The organism is Paraglaciecola sp. T6c, assembly GCF_000014225.1.
In the GTDB taxonomy this organism is placed as follows: domain Bacteria; phylum Pseudomonadota; class Gammaproteobacteria; order Enterobacterales; family Alteromonadaceae; genus Paraglaciecola; species Paraglaciecola atlantica_A.
Genome location: NC_008228.1, coordinates 4,471,298 through 4,486,147, shown reverse-complemented (window position 1 = coordinate 4,486,147; position 14,850 = coordinate 4,471,298). Strand labels below are relative to the sequence as shown.

General features: G+C 44.0%; 15 protein-coding genes. 9 read left to right on the top strand and 6 right to left on the bottom strand.

Annotated elements, in window-relative coordinates; all coding sequences use genetic code 11:
- Positions 1–6: 6 nt before the first annotated feature.
- The 6 genes from PATL_RS19070 to PATL_RS19045 all read right to left on the bottom strand — a co-directional run bounded on the left by PATL_RS19070 (position 7) and on the right by PATL_RS19045 (position 6,772).
- Positions 7–2,718 carry an ATP-binding protein gene (locus PATL_RS19070; RefSeq protein ID WP_011576443.1) on the bottom strand — a complete coding sequence of 904 codons (2,712 nt, stop codon included), beginning with the start codon at positions 2,716–2,718 and terminating at the stop codon, positions 7–9.
- 20 nt (positions 2,719–2,738) lie between these two features.
- The gene (locus PATL_RS19065) at positions 2,739–4,046 is read right to left on the bottom strand and encodes an ABC transporter substrate-binding protein (protein ID WP_011576442.1); all 1,308 of its coding nucleotides are present in this window, start codon (positions 4,044–4,046) and stop codon (positions 2,739–2,741) included.
- A gap of 86 nt (positions 4,047–4,132) precedes the next feature.
- A complete protein-coding gene (locus PATL_RS19060) occupies positions 4,133–4,582 on the bottom strand; it encodes a DUF4426 domain-containing protein (protein WP_041714091.1) in 450 nt (149 codons plus the stop codon).
- A complete protein-coding gene (locus PATL_RS19055; RefSeq protein WP_011576440.1) occupies positions 4,563–5,105 on the bottom strand; it encodes a YggT family protein in 543 nt (180 codons plus the stop codon). The genes PATL_RS19060 and PATL_RS19055 overlap by 20 nt, the downstream gene beginning before the upstream one ends.
- A gap of 25 nt (positions 5,106–5,130) precedes the next feature.
- Complete coding sequence (gene proC / locus PATL_RS19050; RefSeq protein ID WP_011576439.1) at positions 5,131–5,952, bottom strand: pyrroline-5-carboxylate reductase; 822 nt, start codon at positions 5,950–5,952, stop codon at positions 5,131–5,133.
- 136 nt (positions 5,953–6,088) lie between these two features.
- Complete coding sequence (locus tag PATL_RS19045; RefSeq protein WP_011576438.1) at positions 6,089–6,772, bottom strand: YggS family pyridoxal phosphate-dependent enzyme; 684 nt, start codon at positions 6,770–6,772, stop codon at positions 6,089–6,091.
- Between the two features lie 28 nt (positions 6,773–6,800).
- On the opposite strand from PATL_RS19045, the gene PATL_RS19040 reads away from it, so the two are divergent.
- From PATL_RS19040 to pdxJ, 9 genes are all read left to right on the top strand, one after another.
- Entirely contained in the window at positions 6,801–7,844 is a 1,044-nt protein-coding gene (locus PATL_RS19040) for a type IV pilus twitching motility protein PilT (protein ID WP_006990998.1), read from the top strand.
- Positions 7,845–7,876: 32 nt separating this feature from the next.
- Positions 7,877–8,989 (top strand): PilT/PilU family type 4a pilus ATPase, encoded by a 1,113-nt coding sequence (locus PATL_RS19035; protein WP_011576437.1) that lies wholly within the window; start codon positions 7,877–7,879, stop codon positions 8,987–8,989.
- Positions 8,990–9,075: 86 nt separating this feature from the next.
- Positions 9,076–9,384, top strand: a complete 309-nt coding sequence (locus PATL_RS19030; RefSeq protein WP_041714088.1) for a DUF2007 domain-containing protein — start codon at positions 9,076–9,078, stop codon at positions 9,382–9,384.
- Positions 9,374–10,279 (top strand): site-specific tyrosine recombinase XerD, encoded by a 906-nt coding sequence (xerD, locus tag PATL_RS19025; RefSeq protein ID WP_011576435.1) that lies wholly within the window; start codon positions 9,374–9,376, stop codon positions 10,277–10,279. Before PATL_RS19030 ends, xerD begins: the two co-directional genes overlap by 11 nt.
- A 145-nt stretch (positions 10,280–10,424) precedes the next feature.
- The gene (gene dsbC, locus PATL_RS19020) at positions 10,425–11,153 is read left to right on the top strand and encodes a bifunctional protein-disulfide isomerase/oxidoreductase DsbC (protein WP_041714085.1); all 729 of its coding nucleotides are present in this window, start codon (positions 10,425–10,427) and stop codon (positions 11,151–11,153) included.
- A gap of 80 nt (positions 11,154–11,233) precedes the next feature.
- A complete protein-coding gene (gene recJ / locus PATL_RS19015) occupies positions 11,234–12,952 on the top strand; it encodes a single-stranded-DNA-specific exonuclease RecJ (RefSeq protein WP_011576433.1) in 1,719 nt (572 codons plus the stop codon).
- 99 nt (positions 12,953–13,051) lie between these two features.
- A complete protein-coding gene (locus tag PATL_RS19010; protein ID WP_006991004.1) occupies positions 13,052–13,333 on the top strand; it encodes a hypothetical protein in 282 nt (93 codons plus the stop codon).
- A gap of 47 nt (positions 13,334–13,380) precedes the next feature.
- Positions 13,381–14,103: a DNA repair protein RecO gene (gene recO, locus PATL_RS19005; protein WP_011576431.1), complete on the top strand. Its 723-nt coding sequence runs from the start codon at positions 13,381–13,383 to the stop codon at positions 14,101–14,103.
- Positions 14,100–14,837 (top strand): pyridoxine 5'-phosphate synthase, encoded by a 738-nt coding sequence (gene pdxJ / locus PATL_RS19000; RefSeq protein WP_011576430.1) that lies wholly within the window; start codon positions 14,100–14,102, stop codon positions 14,835–14,837. Before recO ends, pdxJ begins: the two co-directional genes overlap by 4 nt.
- Positions 14,838–14,850 lie beyond the last annotated feature (13 nt).

Below are 14,850 nucleotides of genomic sequence, written 5' to 3'. Positions count from 1 at the left end.
CGTTTCCTATTCGTTTTCTGTTTGTGCTTTTACCATTATTTTAGCGGGTAGATACTTACTGAGCATGTCTTCTAAGGCGACTAACTTTAACGGCTTGGTTAGATACTCGTTCATGCCCACTTCTTTGGCTTGTACAAAATCTTCTTTCATTGCGTTCGCGGATAATCCACATATGACCAGGTCAAGAAGACCTTGTTGACGTATTTCAATGGTGGCCTGATAGCCGTCCATGACTGGCATTTGTATGTCCATTAACACCACGTCATAATGCGCGGAATTAATCACTTTTGTGACCGCTTGCTGGCCATTTTCAGCAATATCGAACGTGATGCCAAGCACGCGCAGCATTTCTCCGGTAACAACCTGGTTAATGCTATTGTCTTCTACCAGCAAAATATGACCGTCGTACTCCACTTGCTCATTGAACTGCGGGCTAGGGATGTCAGATACGAACTGCTCTTCATTCAGCAGTGAATGAATAAACGAGACCAAGTGACCAGGTGTAAAAGGGTGGGTTAAACAAGGGAAGCTCCAAATATTAATCAGCTTCTGTGGCAAATTACTCGGTTGAGTATCAGTAATAAAGCCAACATTTCTACCATCGTCTTTCAGTTTCTGTATCGACGGACCTATGGCTTTGTGTTCAGCTAAGTCCGCCACGTCTATGATAACAATGTCATTCTCTGTTATTTCAGGCAACATCTTCTCAAGCTGCATATGCGGGAAGTGATGATAATCCATTTCGACATTGTTGAAATACTGCTGTTCAATCAAGCCTTTGGGCGTCTTACTGAAATAATACATTTTGCGCTGAGGCTGAGGCGCAATATGAAAAATATGCTGCTCATCAGATTGGACGATTACAGTGAATGTCACCTCAAATGTACTGCCAACATTGAGCTCTGATTGTGCGGTGACATTGCCCCCCATAAGATGCACCAGCTGCTTCACTATCGTTAAGCCCAAACCTGTACCACCAAAATCACGGCTGGTGGTGCCATCGGCCTGGGTAAATGACTCAAAGACTTTTCCTAGCTGCTCTTTAGACATGCCAATGCCTGTATCCTTCACACGAGCCTTGAGCAATACCTTGTCACTGTTGGGTATAACATCATGGGTTATAGATATGGTAATTGAACCATTACGAGTGAATTTGACGGCATTACTGGTTAAGTTCAGTAACACTTGGCTGATGCGCAAAGGGTCGCCTATTAGCGTTGGGGGAATATTGGGATCACATATAAATCGCACATTGAGATTTTTCTCTTGTGCCCGAGCAGAAATATTCGTCAATAAGTTAGCAAACACAGAATTGAGGGAGAACTCCACTTGTTCAATATCTAGTTTGCCCGCTTCAACTTTTGAAAAGTCTAAAATATCGTTGATCAGGCTCATTAATATCTGGCTTGAGTACACTACTTTATTCAAATGCTGGCGCTGGGTGGGTGTCAAATCACTTTTCATAACGACATCTAACAAACCGATTATGCCATTCATTGGGGTGCGTATTTCGTGACTCATATTCGCCAAGAACATACTTTTAGATACCGTGGCTTGTTCCGCTTTGTGTTTTGACTCAACTAATTCCGCATTTAGCATTTCTTGCTCGCTGTTAAGACGCTGAGCCTGAGCAAGTAAGGCGGATGTCTGCTTGTTTTTCTCGTGAAATACATCCGCTGCGTTGGCTAATTGACCGATTTCGTTGTGCCTAGTGATCCCTGGAATGGCATCAACGTCTTCACCTTTGGCAAGCTTTTTAAATACCTCCGTAATGGTGTTGATGGGGATCATGATCCGAGACGCTAAAAAGTAAGCTGTGATACAGGCAAGGAAAATCCCGATAATAGAAAATAAATCACTGCTTATTTGATTCTTTTCAATGTTACTTTTTACTTGCTCATTGGTGTCGCCCAATTTTGAGGTCACAAGGCGATTGAGCTCTCTGGCCATAAATAGAAATTCGTTAGCTGAGCCCGCCATAACCACGTTAACTAAAAACAAATACCCACTTGTGACATTGGTGAGTTGTAAAAACTCACCGTCTACTTTGTCTAGCTTTGTGATTAAGGCAGATGTCATTTCGTTCGGTAAAGCACTTTGTAGTAAACTCTCCTTCGCTTGACTTAACTCACCTCTGAAACTTTCTACCAATTGGTAATCTGGGTTGAGCAGATATTGATAGGTGACGTTTTCCGCCCGAGTGATGTGGTATTTAGTGCGTGATAAACTGAGAGAGGTAGAACTATCCCCTTGGGATAAAGACGCTAATATGTCATTGATATCAACGGTTAGATCTTTCTCAAAGAGCTTGTCACGCTTACTGCGCCCAGTAATTACGTTTGAAAAATTATCTTTGTATTCGGCTATATGATTACGCATTCTAGAAATAAAGCCGTGATAGATATCAGCTTGTTCTTCTTTGCTGGTTAGCGACTCTAGTGTTGCCAGATTATCAATTGAACTTTGAATTAATGAATTGAAACGCGCAATAGCAGATTTACTAGCCGAATCCTTATATATTAATACATTCCGTTGTAAGTCTAATACATCTCGCTCAAGCTCTCGCACCAAGCTCACTTTTATAACGGCTTGATGGGTCAGATCTAAACTGTTTACGAAGGTGCTATGATTGCTGCGAGTAACAAATACTTGTGATACCAGTAAAAGAATTAATATTACCGAAACAAGCAGTATCTGGGCTTTCAGGGTTCTAAACACGTGTTATTTTCTCAGCCATTTCATGAGCTTATAAATTCATACCATTTTTGTAAGGTATAGTCGTAAGTCGGCATAGCCGTATTCCAAACCGCCACATTACTAAAACGGTCAGTATAACTGCCACCTGAGCGCACCTCTCCTCGCATCACCGAAGTGTTTCCATCCGGACCTTTAAGAGGTTGGCTGGCAGGCTTCCCATCATACCAGTAGTCCCATTCGCTTTGCTCAAGGTAATTAGCTGAGCGCTGTGCGTTGGAGATATAATACCCTTGACGAGCGATAAACGCGCCTGGCCAGCCCGACATCCACCAATTCATATATTCGTATGCTACATCTTTTGTGCGCCCTTGGGCATGAGAAGATAAGCACATTACTCCATGCCAGCCGCGATAACCTTCTTTAGGGGCAGCGAATGTGACTGGAATATTTTTTCCATTTAACGTAGATACCGCAGGGGAGAACATGCTTTCAATGTGTACCCGTCCTGCTTCCATGAAATCAATCGACTCTGGCACTGAGTTCCAAAAGCCGCCAAAAAAGTTTTGGTGTTTCAAATCAATCAAAATATCAAACAGGCGATCTAATTCATCGGCAGTAATATTACCTATGTCGGCAAACTTCATTGTGCCGCTCGCATCAGCCGCTAACGCTAGATCAAACAAGCCTATAGTGGGGTCGTTAATAATACCCACCTTTCCACTGTGTTTTTTATCCAGAAGCCAGCCCCAACTTTCTGTTTTGTAGGCTATGCCTTTTTCGATTTCATTGGTGTTATAGCCAAATGAATCGACATTATGAACGTAGGGCAAGAAACTAACTTGGCCAGTCTGTTCAACGCCCAGTGAGCCGTTTGCTTGTACATTGACTATTTTAAAGGGGGCATCTCCGGCACCGTACTTGGCTTTTGGCGTGAGTTTCCCAGTTTTGCATAGCGAATTGATTTCATCCCAATGGGTAATGCGCTTGGTCTCAATTGCTTGGATCGATCGATTCCGCCACAGCGGACGAATACTATTGGACCATTGTTCGTAAATATCAAAACTTTCAGGGGAAAGTAACCCACGCTGTAAAACGCCAGGGCTTCCTTTTGCCTCAAACTGAATATCTATCCCCAGGTCACTCATTGCACGCTGCCTGAGTGGCTCTTGCAATGTCACGTGCGTGCCTAATACGCGCAAAGTGTGTTTCTGGCGGGCAAAAACGTAAGGGGCTTTGATGATAGAAGTACCGAGCAGCACACCTTTGCCAATCGTTTCTAACGTGGTTCGTTTGGATTTATCGACAGATGAAGCGCTCACGAGTGATTCCGTTTTACACTGTTTATGCATGTTAGCCTCCAATTGGAGACTAAACAGTATGTGAGAACGGGCGGTGACGCAATATTATCTGACGATAACTTTGGTCTAATTTTTTCCTATTCTACGTAAAATTTATGTTGAAAGTTAAGGACTTGCTGTTCTAAGCCGTCATTTATCTGAACTGAAATACGAAACGTTTCTTGATCGCTAAAAGGTAACACAGCAAGGTAGTAAATAGCTTCGCCTTCAGTCACTTCTTTGAACGTGAGTTTCTTGCTCACACCGAGTAAATTACGTGCGGTTCCCGATAGTACCGCGGACTGTGCTACCTGATCGGCTTTGTCAAGCACTGAAATATTAATGACGCCATTGTATTTACTGCGAACAATGCCGTAATGCTTAGCGATATCGGGCGTAATGAAGGTACTGTTAAAAGCAATATAATGTACGTCCCAATTGCCCAATGTCTCTTTTTGCTCAGAAAGCGCTGCTCCTGAGAAAAACAAGTTTGCCAGCAGCATTACGCTGCCAGCTAATAACGCACGTTTAGAAATAGCCAAAAACATCACCTAGTAGCTTTTGCAAAAAGATAATCACCAAAATCACCACCATTACTGACAAGTCTAAACCACCTAAATTAGGAAGACGTCGTCTTATGGGGGCCAGCAAAGGCTCAGTCAGCTGACCAAGTACCATATCCATGGGGTTGTAACCTTGGCTTACCCAGCTCATGATGGCGCGAATAATCAATACCCACATCATTAACGACAGCGCTTCTTTGACTACTAAATAGAAAGAGCCAATCACCAAGCCCAAAGGATTAATATTGGTGTTCCCTGCTATCAAATTAAGAACGACTATTTTAAGGCCCGCCACCAGCAGTGCTAGCACTAATGTTGCGGTATCCATTCTACCTATTGATGGTAAAACTCTACGCAGGGGGCCGACAATTGGGTGTGTGGCTTTCACCACAAACTGACTAAAAGGATTGTAAAAATCCGCTCTAGCCAATTGCAACCAAAAGCGCAGCAGCACTACCATTAAATACAATTCAAACAGGGTATTAACTAAAAACTGCATCGCGCTCATAGATATGTATCTTCCTAAAAACTAATTAAAATAATTTGGCCATTTCTTCGGCTCGAGTGACTGCCGCCTGCATTGCACCAGACACTAAAGTGTCTATACCGTTGTTTTGAAAATGCTCAACGGCTTTGGCGGTAGTGCCACCTTTTGAAGTAACTTGGGCGCGCAATTCACTGATTTCAAGCTGAGGATTGTGACAAACCATTTCTGCAGCCCCCAACATAGCCTGTTGAACAAGTAATCGCGCGGTTTGATGATCGAATCCTTGGCTTTGTGCTTCTTTTTGCATGGCCTCTAAAAAGGCATAGAAATACGCAGGGCTGCTGCCTGCTGCTGCAATGACTCCATTGATCATTGATTCTTTTTCAACCCAAGCAACTTCACCCACTTGCGCCATTAAGTCGCCAGCGTAATCTTTGTCTTCCTGACTAACCTGGGTCGGAGCAAACAAGCCAGTCATGCCTTTACCTAGAGAGCTTGGGGTATTTGGCATAGTGCGAACAATATTTGACTGACCGCCAAGCATTTCACTTAAGCGTGAGGTTTCAATGCCCGCAGCAATAGAGATAAACAGTTTGCCGTTTAACGAGACATTGTCTTTTAAGGTTGAACACATCTGTTCCATCAGCTGAGGTTTCACGGCAAGTACAATCACATCTGCATCTTGAACCGCTTGCTCATTCTGCTGCGTTATTTGGATAGAAAAATCACTTTCTAAGGCGGTTAATTTAGGCATAGATGGATTGCTAGCAATAATTTTATCAGCTGGGTAGCCACTGTTACACATGCCACTGATGATGCTTCTGCTCATGTTTCCTGCGCCGATAAAGGCGATATGTCTATGTTGCATAATTATCCTATGTTGTGGTTTTCGAAGAATGAAAATCGACACCTTTTTTTAAATTTACTAAATTCTATATGCATACTCTATTAACAAATCCTATGGATCTTGCTATGAACGAAAGTAATTGTATTGAGGCTCGATTTTACTGACGGGAACCAAAAATAGCGCTGCCGATCCTTACCATGGTTGAACCGCATTCGATAGCAAGTTGCATATCGTTTGACATTCCCATACTTAGGGTATCAATTTGCGGATATTTTGTCTGTAGTTGTAAGAATAGCTCGTTCATCACCAACAGACTTTTACGCTGCATACCATCATTTTGTTGTGCCTTTGGGATCGTCATCAGCCCGCGTAACGCTAAATTAGGCATGACACTGATTTGCTCAGCCAACGTACTGACTTCATCCACTGCCACACCCGCCTTACTACTCTCATTATCAACATTAACTTGAATACACACGTTTAGTTTTTTATGAGCACTACGTTGGTCGTTTAATCGCTGGGCGATTTTCAAGCGGTCGATGCTGTGCACCCAATCGAAGTTTTCAGCCACAGGGCGGGTCTTGTTTGATTGCAAAGGGCCGATAAAATGCCATTCAATATCGCTTAATTCCCTGAGCTGCTGAATCTTGCCGACACCTTCTTGTACATAATTTTCACCAAATAAACGGTGTCCCGCTTCATACGCTTGCACGATATCTGATACGGGTTTGGTTTTGGTTACGGCTAGTAATTTGACTGAATTTGCTGGACGATTAGCATCACAAACACTCTGAGTGATTGTTTTCAGTGCGATTTTAAGTCGTTCTGCTATTGTTCCCATATTGCAACTTGTTAACGGAGAATAGGCTTTGGATATTACCGAACTTTTAGCCTTTAGTGTCAAAAATAACGCATCAGATTTACACCTGTCAGCAGGCCTACCGCCAATTATTCGCGTTGATGGAGAGATGCGTCGGTTAAATGTTCCCGCCTTAGATCACAAGCAAGTTCATGCCCTGATATACGAAATCATGAACGATAACCAACGCAAAGAGTATGAAGAAAATTTAGAGACCGATTTCTCATTTGAAGTGAAAGACTTATCGCGTTTTCGGGTTAATGCGTTCGTGCAAAATCGAGGTGCAGCTGCTGTACTGAGAACCATTCCAAGCAAAATTTTAAGCTTAGATGATTTAGGTGCACCGCAGATATTCAAGGACATTATTAATCAGCCTACTGGGATTGTATTGGTCACTGGAGCGACTGGTTCGGGTAAAAGTACCACGCTTGCGGCCATGGTTGATCATATAAACCGGCACAAGCGGGAGCATATCCTGACCATTGAGGATCCCATCGAGTTCGTGCATGAAAATAAGCTGTGCGTGATGAATCAACGTGAAGTGCATCGCGATACACACAGTTTCAGTAATGCGCTGCGCTCGGCTTTGCGTGAAGATCCAGATGTGATCCTTGTTGGCGAGCTGCGCGACCTTGAGACTATACGGTTAGCGATATCAGCTGCTGAAACAGGTCATTTAGTGTTTGGTACGCTGCATACCAACTCAGCACCAAAAACCATAGACAGACTGATTGACGTGTTCCCTGCAGAAGAAAAGTCCATGGTGCGCTCTATGTTGTCAGAATCATTACGGGCGGTTATTTCACAAACCTTATTGAAAAAAGTAGGCGGTGGACGTGTTGCCGCCCATGAAATCATGCTTGGTATACCCGCTATACGTAACCTTATTCGTGAAGATAAAGTGCCGCAAATGTACTCTGTCATGCAAACCAGCCAAGCTCATGGCATGCAAACTATGGATCAGTGCTTACAAAAAATGGTCGCTCAAGGTTTGATTACCAATGAAGATGCCGCTTCACTATCGATTGATAAGAAGCCGGGCATGAATTTTTAACGCATGCAACAACGCACTTACCAGAGATAACTATGGACTTAACTCCTTACTTGCAAGAAATGACTGATTTAAATGCGTCTGATTTGTTTATAACGGTAGGCATGCCAATCAGCGCAAAAATTAACGGTCAACTTACGCCAATAGGCGGCAGTAAATTGGATGAAGACGGTGCTTGGGGCTTAGTGCAAGATGCTATGACCGATACGCAAAAAGAGCAATTTGTGCAAACCAAAGAGTGCAATTTTGCGATTGCAAGAGAGGGGATCGGGCGTTTTCGTTGCAGCGCATTTTGGCAACGTGATATGCCGGGCATGGTTATTAGGCGAATAGTGACCGACATTCCTAAAGCAGCTGATTTAGGACTGCCTGCTGTGCTCAAAGATATTATTATGAGTAAACGCGGTTTGGTGTTGTTTGTTGGTGCCACTGGTACCGGTAAGTCTACGTCCTTGGCTGCCTTAATTGGCCATCGCAATCATCATTCCCGAGGGCATATTCTCACCATTGAAGATCCAATTGAATTTGTTCACGAACATCAAAGCTGTGTTGTGACCCAAAGAGAAGTGGGTATTGATACCCAATCATTTGATGACGCATTAAAAAGCTCTTTGCGCCAAGCCCCAGATGTTATCTTGATCGGTGAAATCCGCTCCATGGAAACCATGGAATATGCAATGTCATTCGCCGATACCGGGCATTTATGTGTGGCTACGCTACATGCTAATAACGCCAATCAGGCCATTGAGCGTATTATGCATTTGGCGCCACCAGAGCAGCATGAAAAACTGCGTTTTGATTTGAGCTTGAATATGCGTGCGGTCATAGCACAGCAATTGGTACCAACGGTCGATGGCAAAGGACGCGTGGCCGCCATTGAAATCTTGCTAAATTCCCCTCTGGTGACTGACTTGATCCAGCGAAACGAAATTGGCGGCTTAAAAGAGGCCATGCGTAAAGGCAAAGAAATGGGCATGCAAAGTTTTGATATGGCACTTTATACCTTGTACCAAGAACAAAAAATCAGCTTGGAACAAGCAATACACCATGCCGATTCACCAAATGACCTGCGCCTGATGATTAAACTTGATTCTGATCAAGGTGACGCATTAGGTTCGTTGTCAAATGTATCTATCGATATGGATTAAGCCAATTTTTAGCCACCCCAGTCAATAATTAACCACTGAGCAATTATTTATTGGAATTACTATTACTCACGTAGTTTTGAGACATGATGAGAATTTACACAAATAACGACCGCTTCATGGTGTGGCAAGTCAAACAGCTTCTTGATGAGCATAAGATCCCTTGCTTTATCAAAAACGAATTCGCCAGCGGTGCCATGGGAGAGTTATCTCCGTTAGATTGTCAGCCAGAAGTGTGGCTAAACGATGGTAGCTGGCAGGCGCGAGCAGAGATTCTTATCGAACAAATGGAGAACCACACTGCCGTCGAATGGGTATGTTCTGGTTGTGGCGAAACCAATGGTGGAAATTTTGAGGTCTGCTGGCAATGTGGGCAGGAAACACACATTGACCAGTAAGCTTGATAACCATGAGATAATTGAACAATTCTTAGATACGATTTGGTTAGAAAAAGGGTTGAGTGAAAACACCCTAGATGCCTATCGCAGTGACCTGACTAAATTCAGCGACTTCTTGAGGGCGCAATCCTCTGTCGTTAATTTGCTTGATATTCAAACTGAGGATATTAATCAGTACATGGCCGAGCGTTTTGACAATGGTTTGTCTGAGCGCAGTAGCGCTCGTTGTTTAAGTAGTTTACGGCGTTTTTCAGGCTATATGTTGGCACACGGGTTACGTGAAGATGATCCCGTCAGCCGTATGCAAAACCCTAAGCTCAGTAAACCCCTGCCTAAAACGCTTTCAGAACAGCAAGTGGATGATTTACTCAACGCACCACAAACCGACGACCCCATTCAATTGCGCGACAAAGCCATGCTTGAGGTCTTGTACGCTACGGGTTTGCGGGTCACTGAGTTAGTCACATTACGCGTCGGGCAATTGAGTATTTCACAAGGTGTGGTCAGAGTAACTGGCAAAGGTAATAAGGAACGCCTGGTGCCGCTAGGGGAAGAAGCATTGGATTGGCTCACTACTTACATGAAAGAGGCGAGAGGAGCACTGCTGCGAAATGAAAGCGACGTGTTGTTTCCCAGCAATCGCGGCACGATCATGACGCGACAGACGTTCTGGCATCGTATTAAATTTCACGCCACGCAAGCCAACATCACCAGTGATTTATCGCCACATACCTTGCGCCATGCTTTTGCTACCCATCTGTTGAATCACGGTGCTGATTTACGTGTCGTGCAAATGTTATTAGGTCACAGTGATTTATCCACCACGCAAATTTACACCCACGTGGCCACTGCTCGTTTACAGGAATTGGTTGCAGCACATCACCCTAGAGGATAGTGCTCCTACATAGCCGTTAATAGTGTGAGTAATTGTGTCGTGCTCTTGGTATCAAGGGCATTAGCAGTTACTATGTTTGTACATAAAAATGAAATTATTTTTCCCTATTAGGGTCTTATCTTTATCTGTTCAAGTTGGAATTTATATGAAATATCGTGCGTTATTTGTGGCTGCTTTTGCCTTTTTATCGGTCAGCCTGAGTGTTAGTGCTGCATCAGGTAGCAGTCAAAACCTTGATAGTGTTAAGCAAAAAATTCAAATGTCATTAGGCATGCAAGTCACGTCTATTGGCGATGCGCCGGTTCCAGGCTTATTACAAGTACAAACTGATAAAGGCTTGTTTTACACCAGTGACGATGGCAAATATTTCCTTCAAGCCCGTATATTTAATCTAGATGAAGGCATGCGTAACGAGACAGAAACAACATTGACCAAAATGCGTGTTGATGGGGTGGAGCACTTCAAAAATTCTGTGATTGAATACAAAGCAGAGAAAGAAAAGTACGTGGTGAATGTGTTTACTGATATTACCTGTGGATATTGCCGTAAGTTGCATAATCAAATGGATGAATACAATGATTTAGGCATTACCGTTCGTTATTTAGCCTTTCCTCGCGCTGGCTTAAACAGCAAGCCGTATCAAGATATGGTGTCAGTCTGGTGTTCAGCTAATCCGCAAAAAGCGTTAAATGAAGCGAAAGGCGGCGAAAACGTCGCTAAAGCAAGTTGTTCAAATCAAGTCGCTGAGCAGTATAATTTTGGTCAGAGTGTAGGTGTAAATGGTACGCCTAATATTATTTTACCTGATGGCAGCGTGGTGCCTGGCTACCAACCACCGATGCAATTATTGCAAGCTATTCAAGACGCCTCATAGTATGTTAAGCAGGAGTAAATGCTCCTGCTTTCTGCTTTACCGTTTACCCCTATTTATTGTTATCAACTTAGAGTAAGTTTGTGCAAATACGCCGCCGTTCCCCTGTTTCCGATGAGCATCTACCTGACTCCATCAACCCTACCTTAAAACAAATATACGCCTCTCGCGGCATTACTTCTGAGCAACAACTTGAGCGAAGCGCCAAAGCGCTATTGCATTACAAAGACATGTCAGGCGTTGATACAGCCGTGAGTATATTGGCTGATGCATTAGCCAAGGGTAGGCGGATAATCATTGTTGGGGATTTCGACGCCGATGGGGCAACGAGTACGGCGCTGAGCATGCTGGCGCTGGGCATGATGGGCAGTAAAAATCATGACTATCTAGTGCCAAATCGCTTTAACTTTGGCTACGGACTGAGTCCGCAAATTGTTGATGTGGCACACGAGCAAGGTGCTCAGGTGATCATGACAGTGGATAACGGCATTGCGTGCTTTGCTGGGGTCGAACGCGCCAAGGAACTAGGTATTACCGTGTTGATAACGGATCATCACTTAGCTGCAGAATCACTACCTGTTGCAGATGCCATTGTTAACCCGAATCAACCAAACTGCTCATTTATGTCAAAGAACTTGGCTGGGGTAGGCGTTGCATTTTATTTGATGCTTGCGCTGAGAGCGCATTTGCGCCAAATTGATTGGTTCGCACAGAACAATCTTGCAGTGCCAAATCTAGCAGACTTATTGGATATAGTCGCGTTAGGTACTGTAGCCGATGTGGTGCCTTTGGATGAAAACAACCGCATTTTAGTGCATCAGGGGCTATTGCGTATTCGTAGTGACAAGTGCCGCCCAGGTATTCAAGCCTTGGTAGATGTCGCAGGGCGAGATAAACGTAAAATGGTAGCCTCTGATTTGGGATTTGTTATCGGACCTAGGCTAAACGCCGCTGGACGATTAGACGACATGTCCATGGGGATTGAATGTTTATTGACGGATTCAGATTACAAAGCCAAACAGATTGCCGTTGAGCTAGACAGTTTAAACCGTGAACGTCGTGAAATTGAACAATCTATGCAGCAAGAAGCGGTAACGACCCTCGAAAATTTACAATTATCAGAGCAAGACATGCCCCTCGGCTTGGTATTGTACCAAGCTGACTTTCATCAAGGCGTGATTGGTATTTTGGCTGGGCGTATCAAAGAAAAGTACTTTAGGCCCACCATTGCTTTTGCTCATCAAGATGATGAAATACTTAAGGGTTCAGCGCGCTCTATTCCTGGGGTGCATATTCGTGACTTATTAGAAGAGCTCGGCACTCGCTACCCTGGTGTTATAATCAAATTTGGTGGCCACGCTATGGCAGCGGGTTTGAGCATCGAAGCGCGTAAATTAGACGAATTTAAGTTGCGATTTACCCAACTGGCTGAAGAGCATTTGGCAGGTAAACCGCTGGCTGGCGAGCTTATTTCAGACGGTGAAATACCCGCCAGCTCGTTGACTTTAGAATTCAGCCAATTACTGAAAGACGCCGGTCCTTGGGGACAAGGTTTCCCTGAGCCACTTTTTGATGGCGAATTTGAATTGGTTGAACAGCGCATTGTCGGCCAAAAGCATTTAAAAATGATGCTGCGTATGCCGTCGGGAAAATTAATCGATGCAATCGCATTTAACGTTGATACCCAAATATGGCCTAACGAGCAATGCAAACACGTGGAGTTGGCCTACAAATTAGATATTAACGAATTTCGCGGTCGGACTTCTTTGCAGTTTTTAGTCGAGGGATTAAATCCACTTTGATTACCCTGAAATAGGGACGTTAACCATGAGCAGACTGGATATCGTTTTGTCTTCGCTGTGGTGCTATTATATCTATTCTTAGGCAAACAGGGCGCAATGATGGCAAAAAAATCGGAAATCGATAAGCTGCTTAGTAAGCATGATGAGTTGACCCATTCTGAAGATATGAGCGTAGAATCTCACGTGCAACGTAATGAAGATCAATGGTTTGTAAATACCTTGATGATTAAAGGCTACGACGTTCCGTTTCGCTTTCGCCGTAAAAAACAATATAAAAATCTTGAAGGTGCGCGGGTCAATTTAACCTACTATCCCATCACTGAAGATGTCGCCGGGTTCCCTTTTGAAGCTATGAAAGTCGTTAGGATCAAGGTTTCTTAATACTATTCAAAATCCGGTTATTTTCTCCTGCAATTGAAGAGCATCTTGTGGCAGCTGAACAACTCAATGGCTATGTATTGCATCGACGTGCATATCGCGAAACAAGCTTTCTGGTTAACATTTTCACCTTAGAAAACGGTAAAGTGTCTGCTGTTGTGAAAGGTGTTCGCGGTAGCAAAAGCGACAAAAAGAGCCTTCTTCAACCATTTCAGCCGCTGTTGATTGGGGTGTCAGGGCGCTCCGAATTAAAAAACTTACAACAGGTAGAGTCCACCGGCGCAATGATACGCTTGGCCGGGCAAGCTTTGTATTGCGCCCTTTATTTGAACGAAGTTTTGAATCGTGTACTGGCGGATGAGATCCCCCATCCCGAGATTTTCGTACTGTATCAACAAAGTATGCATGCCTTAGTAGCCCAAACAAACTTTGAACCCGTTTTGCGTAGCTTTGAGCTAGGCCTGCTCGATGCATTAGGCTACGGAATTGATCTTACTCATGATGCTGATACAGGCCAGCCTGTTGCTGATAATGGATATTACCGGATAGTGCCTGAGCTCGGCTGCGTATATCAAGGTGACATACGTTTGTCTGGCTGTTATTCAGGCCAAAGTTTATTGAATGTGGCCAGCGAAAACTGGGACAAAGACAGTTTATTAGCCGCTAAGCACATCACTCGAACTACGCTCGGGGAGTTGTTAGGCAGTAAACCGCTAATGAGCAGAGAGTTATTTAAACAAACCCATTTTAAATCGAGAGGGAGAGAGCTTTGAGAGACATTCTTTTAGGGGTCAACATCGACCATATCGCCACATTACGTAACGCTCGAGGCACGAGTTACCCGGATCCTGTTCACGCTGCTGACATTGCTGAGCGCGCAGGAGCAGATGGTATCACGATACACTTACGCGAAGACCGACGACATATTATGGACCGAGACGTCGCCCTGCTGCGTCAAACGATCAACACCCGGTTAAATTTAGAAATGGCCGTGACTGATGAAATGGTGGAAATAGCCCTTAATACTCAACCCGAATTCTGTTGTTTAGTCCCTGAAAAGCGTGAAGAGCTGACCACTGAAGGCGGATTGGACGTGGTGGGTAATCAACAGAAAATAGCAGATGCGTGTAAGCAACTTAGTGATGCCGGCATTTTGGTTTCATTATTTATTGACGCTGATTTTGCCCAAATTGATGCTGCGGTAGCGTGCAATGCGCCGTATATCGAAATTCACACCGGCCAATACGCTGAAGCTAAAAATGAAGCCGAGCAAGAAGCCGAACTAGCAAAATTAGTGGCTGGCATCGAATATGCTGACGCCAAAGGACTGAAAGTCAATGCTGGGCATGGTTTGCACTATCATAACGTTAAACCTATTGCAGCCATTAAGCAGATCATCGAGTTAAACATTGGTCACGCCATTATTGCTCGCGCAGCATTTGATGGTTTAGACAAAGCTGTGTCAGACATGCGCAGTTTAATGTTAGAAGCGCGCAGCGGGCATTAAATGGGAGAGTCGC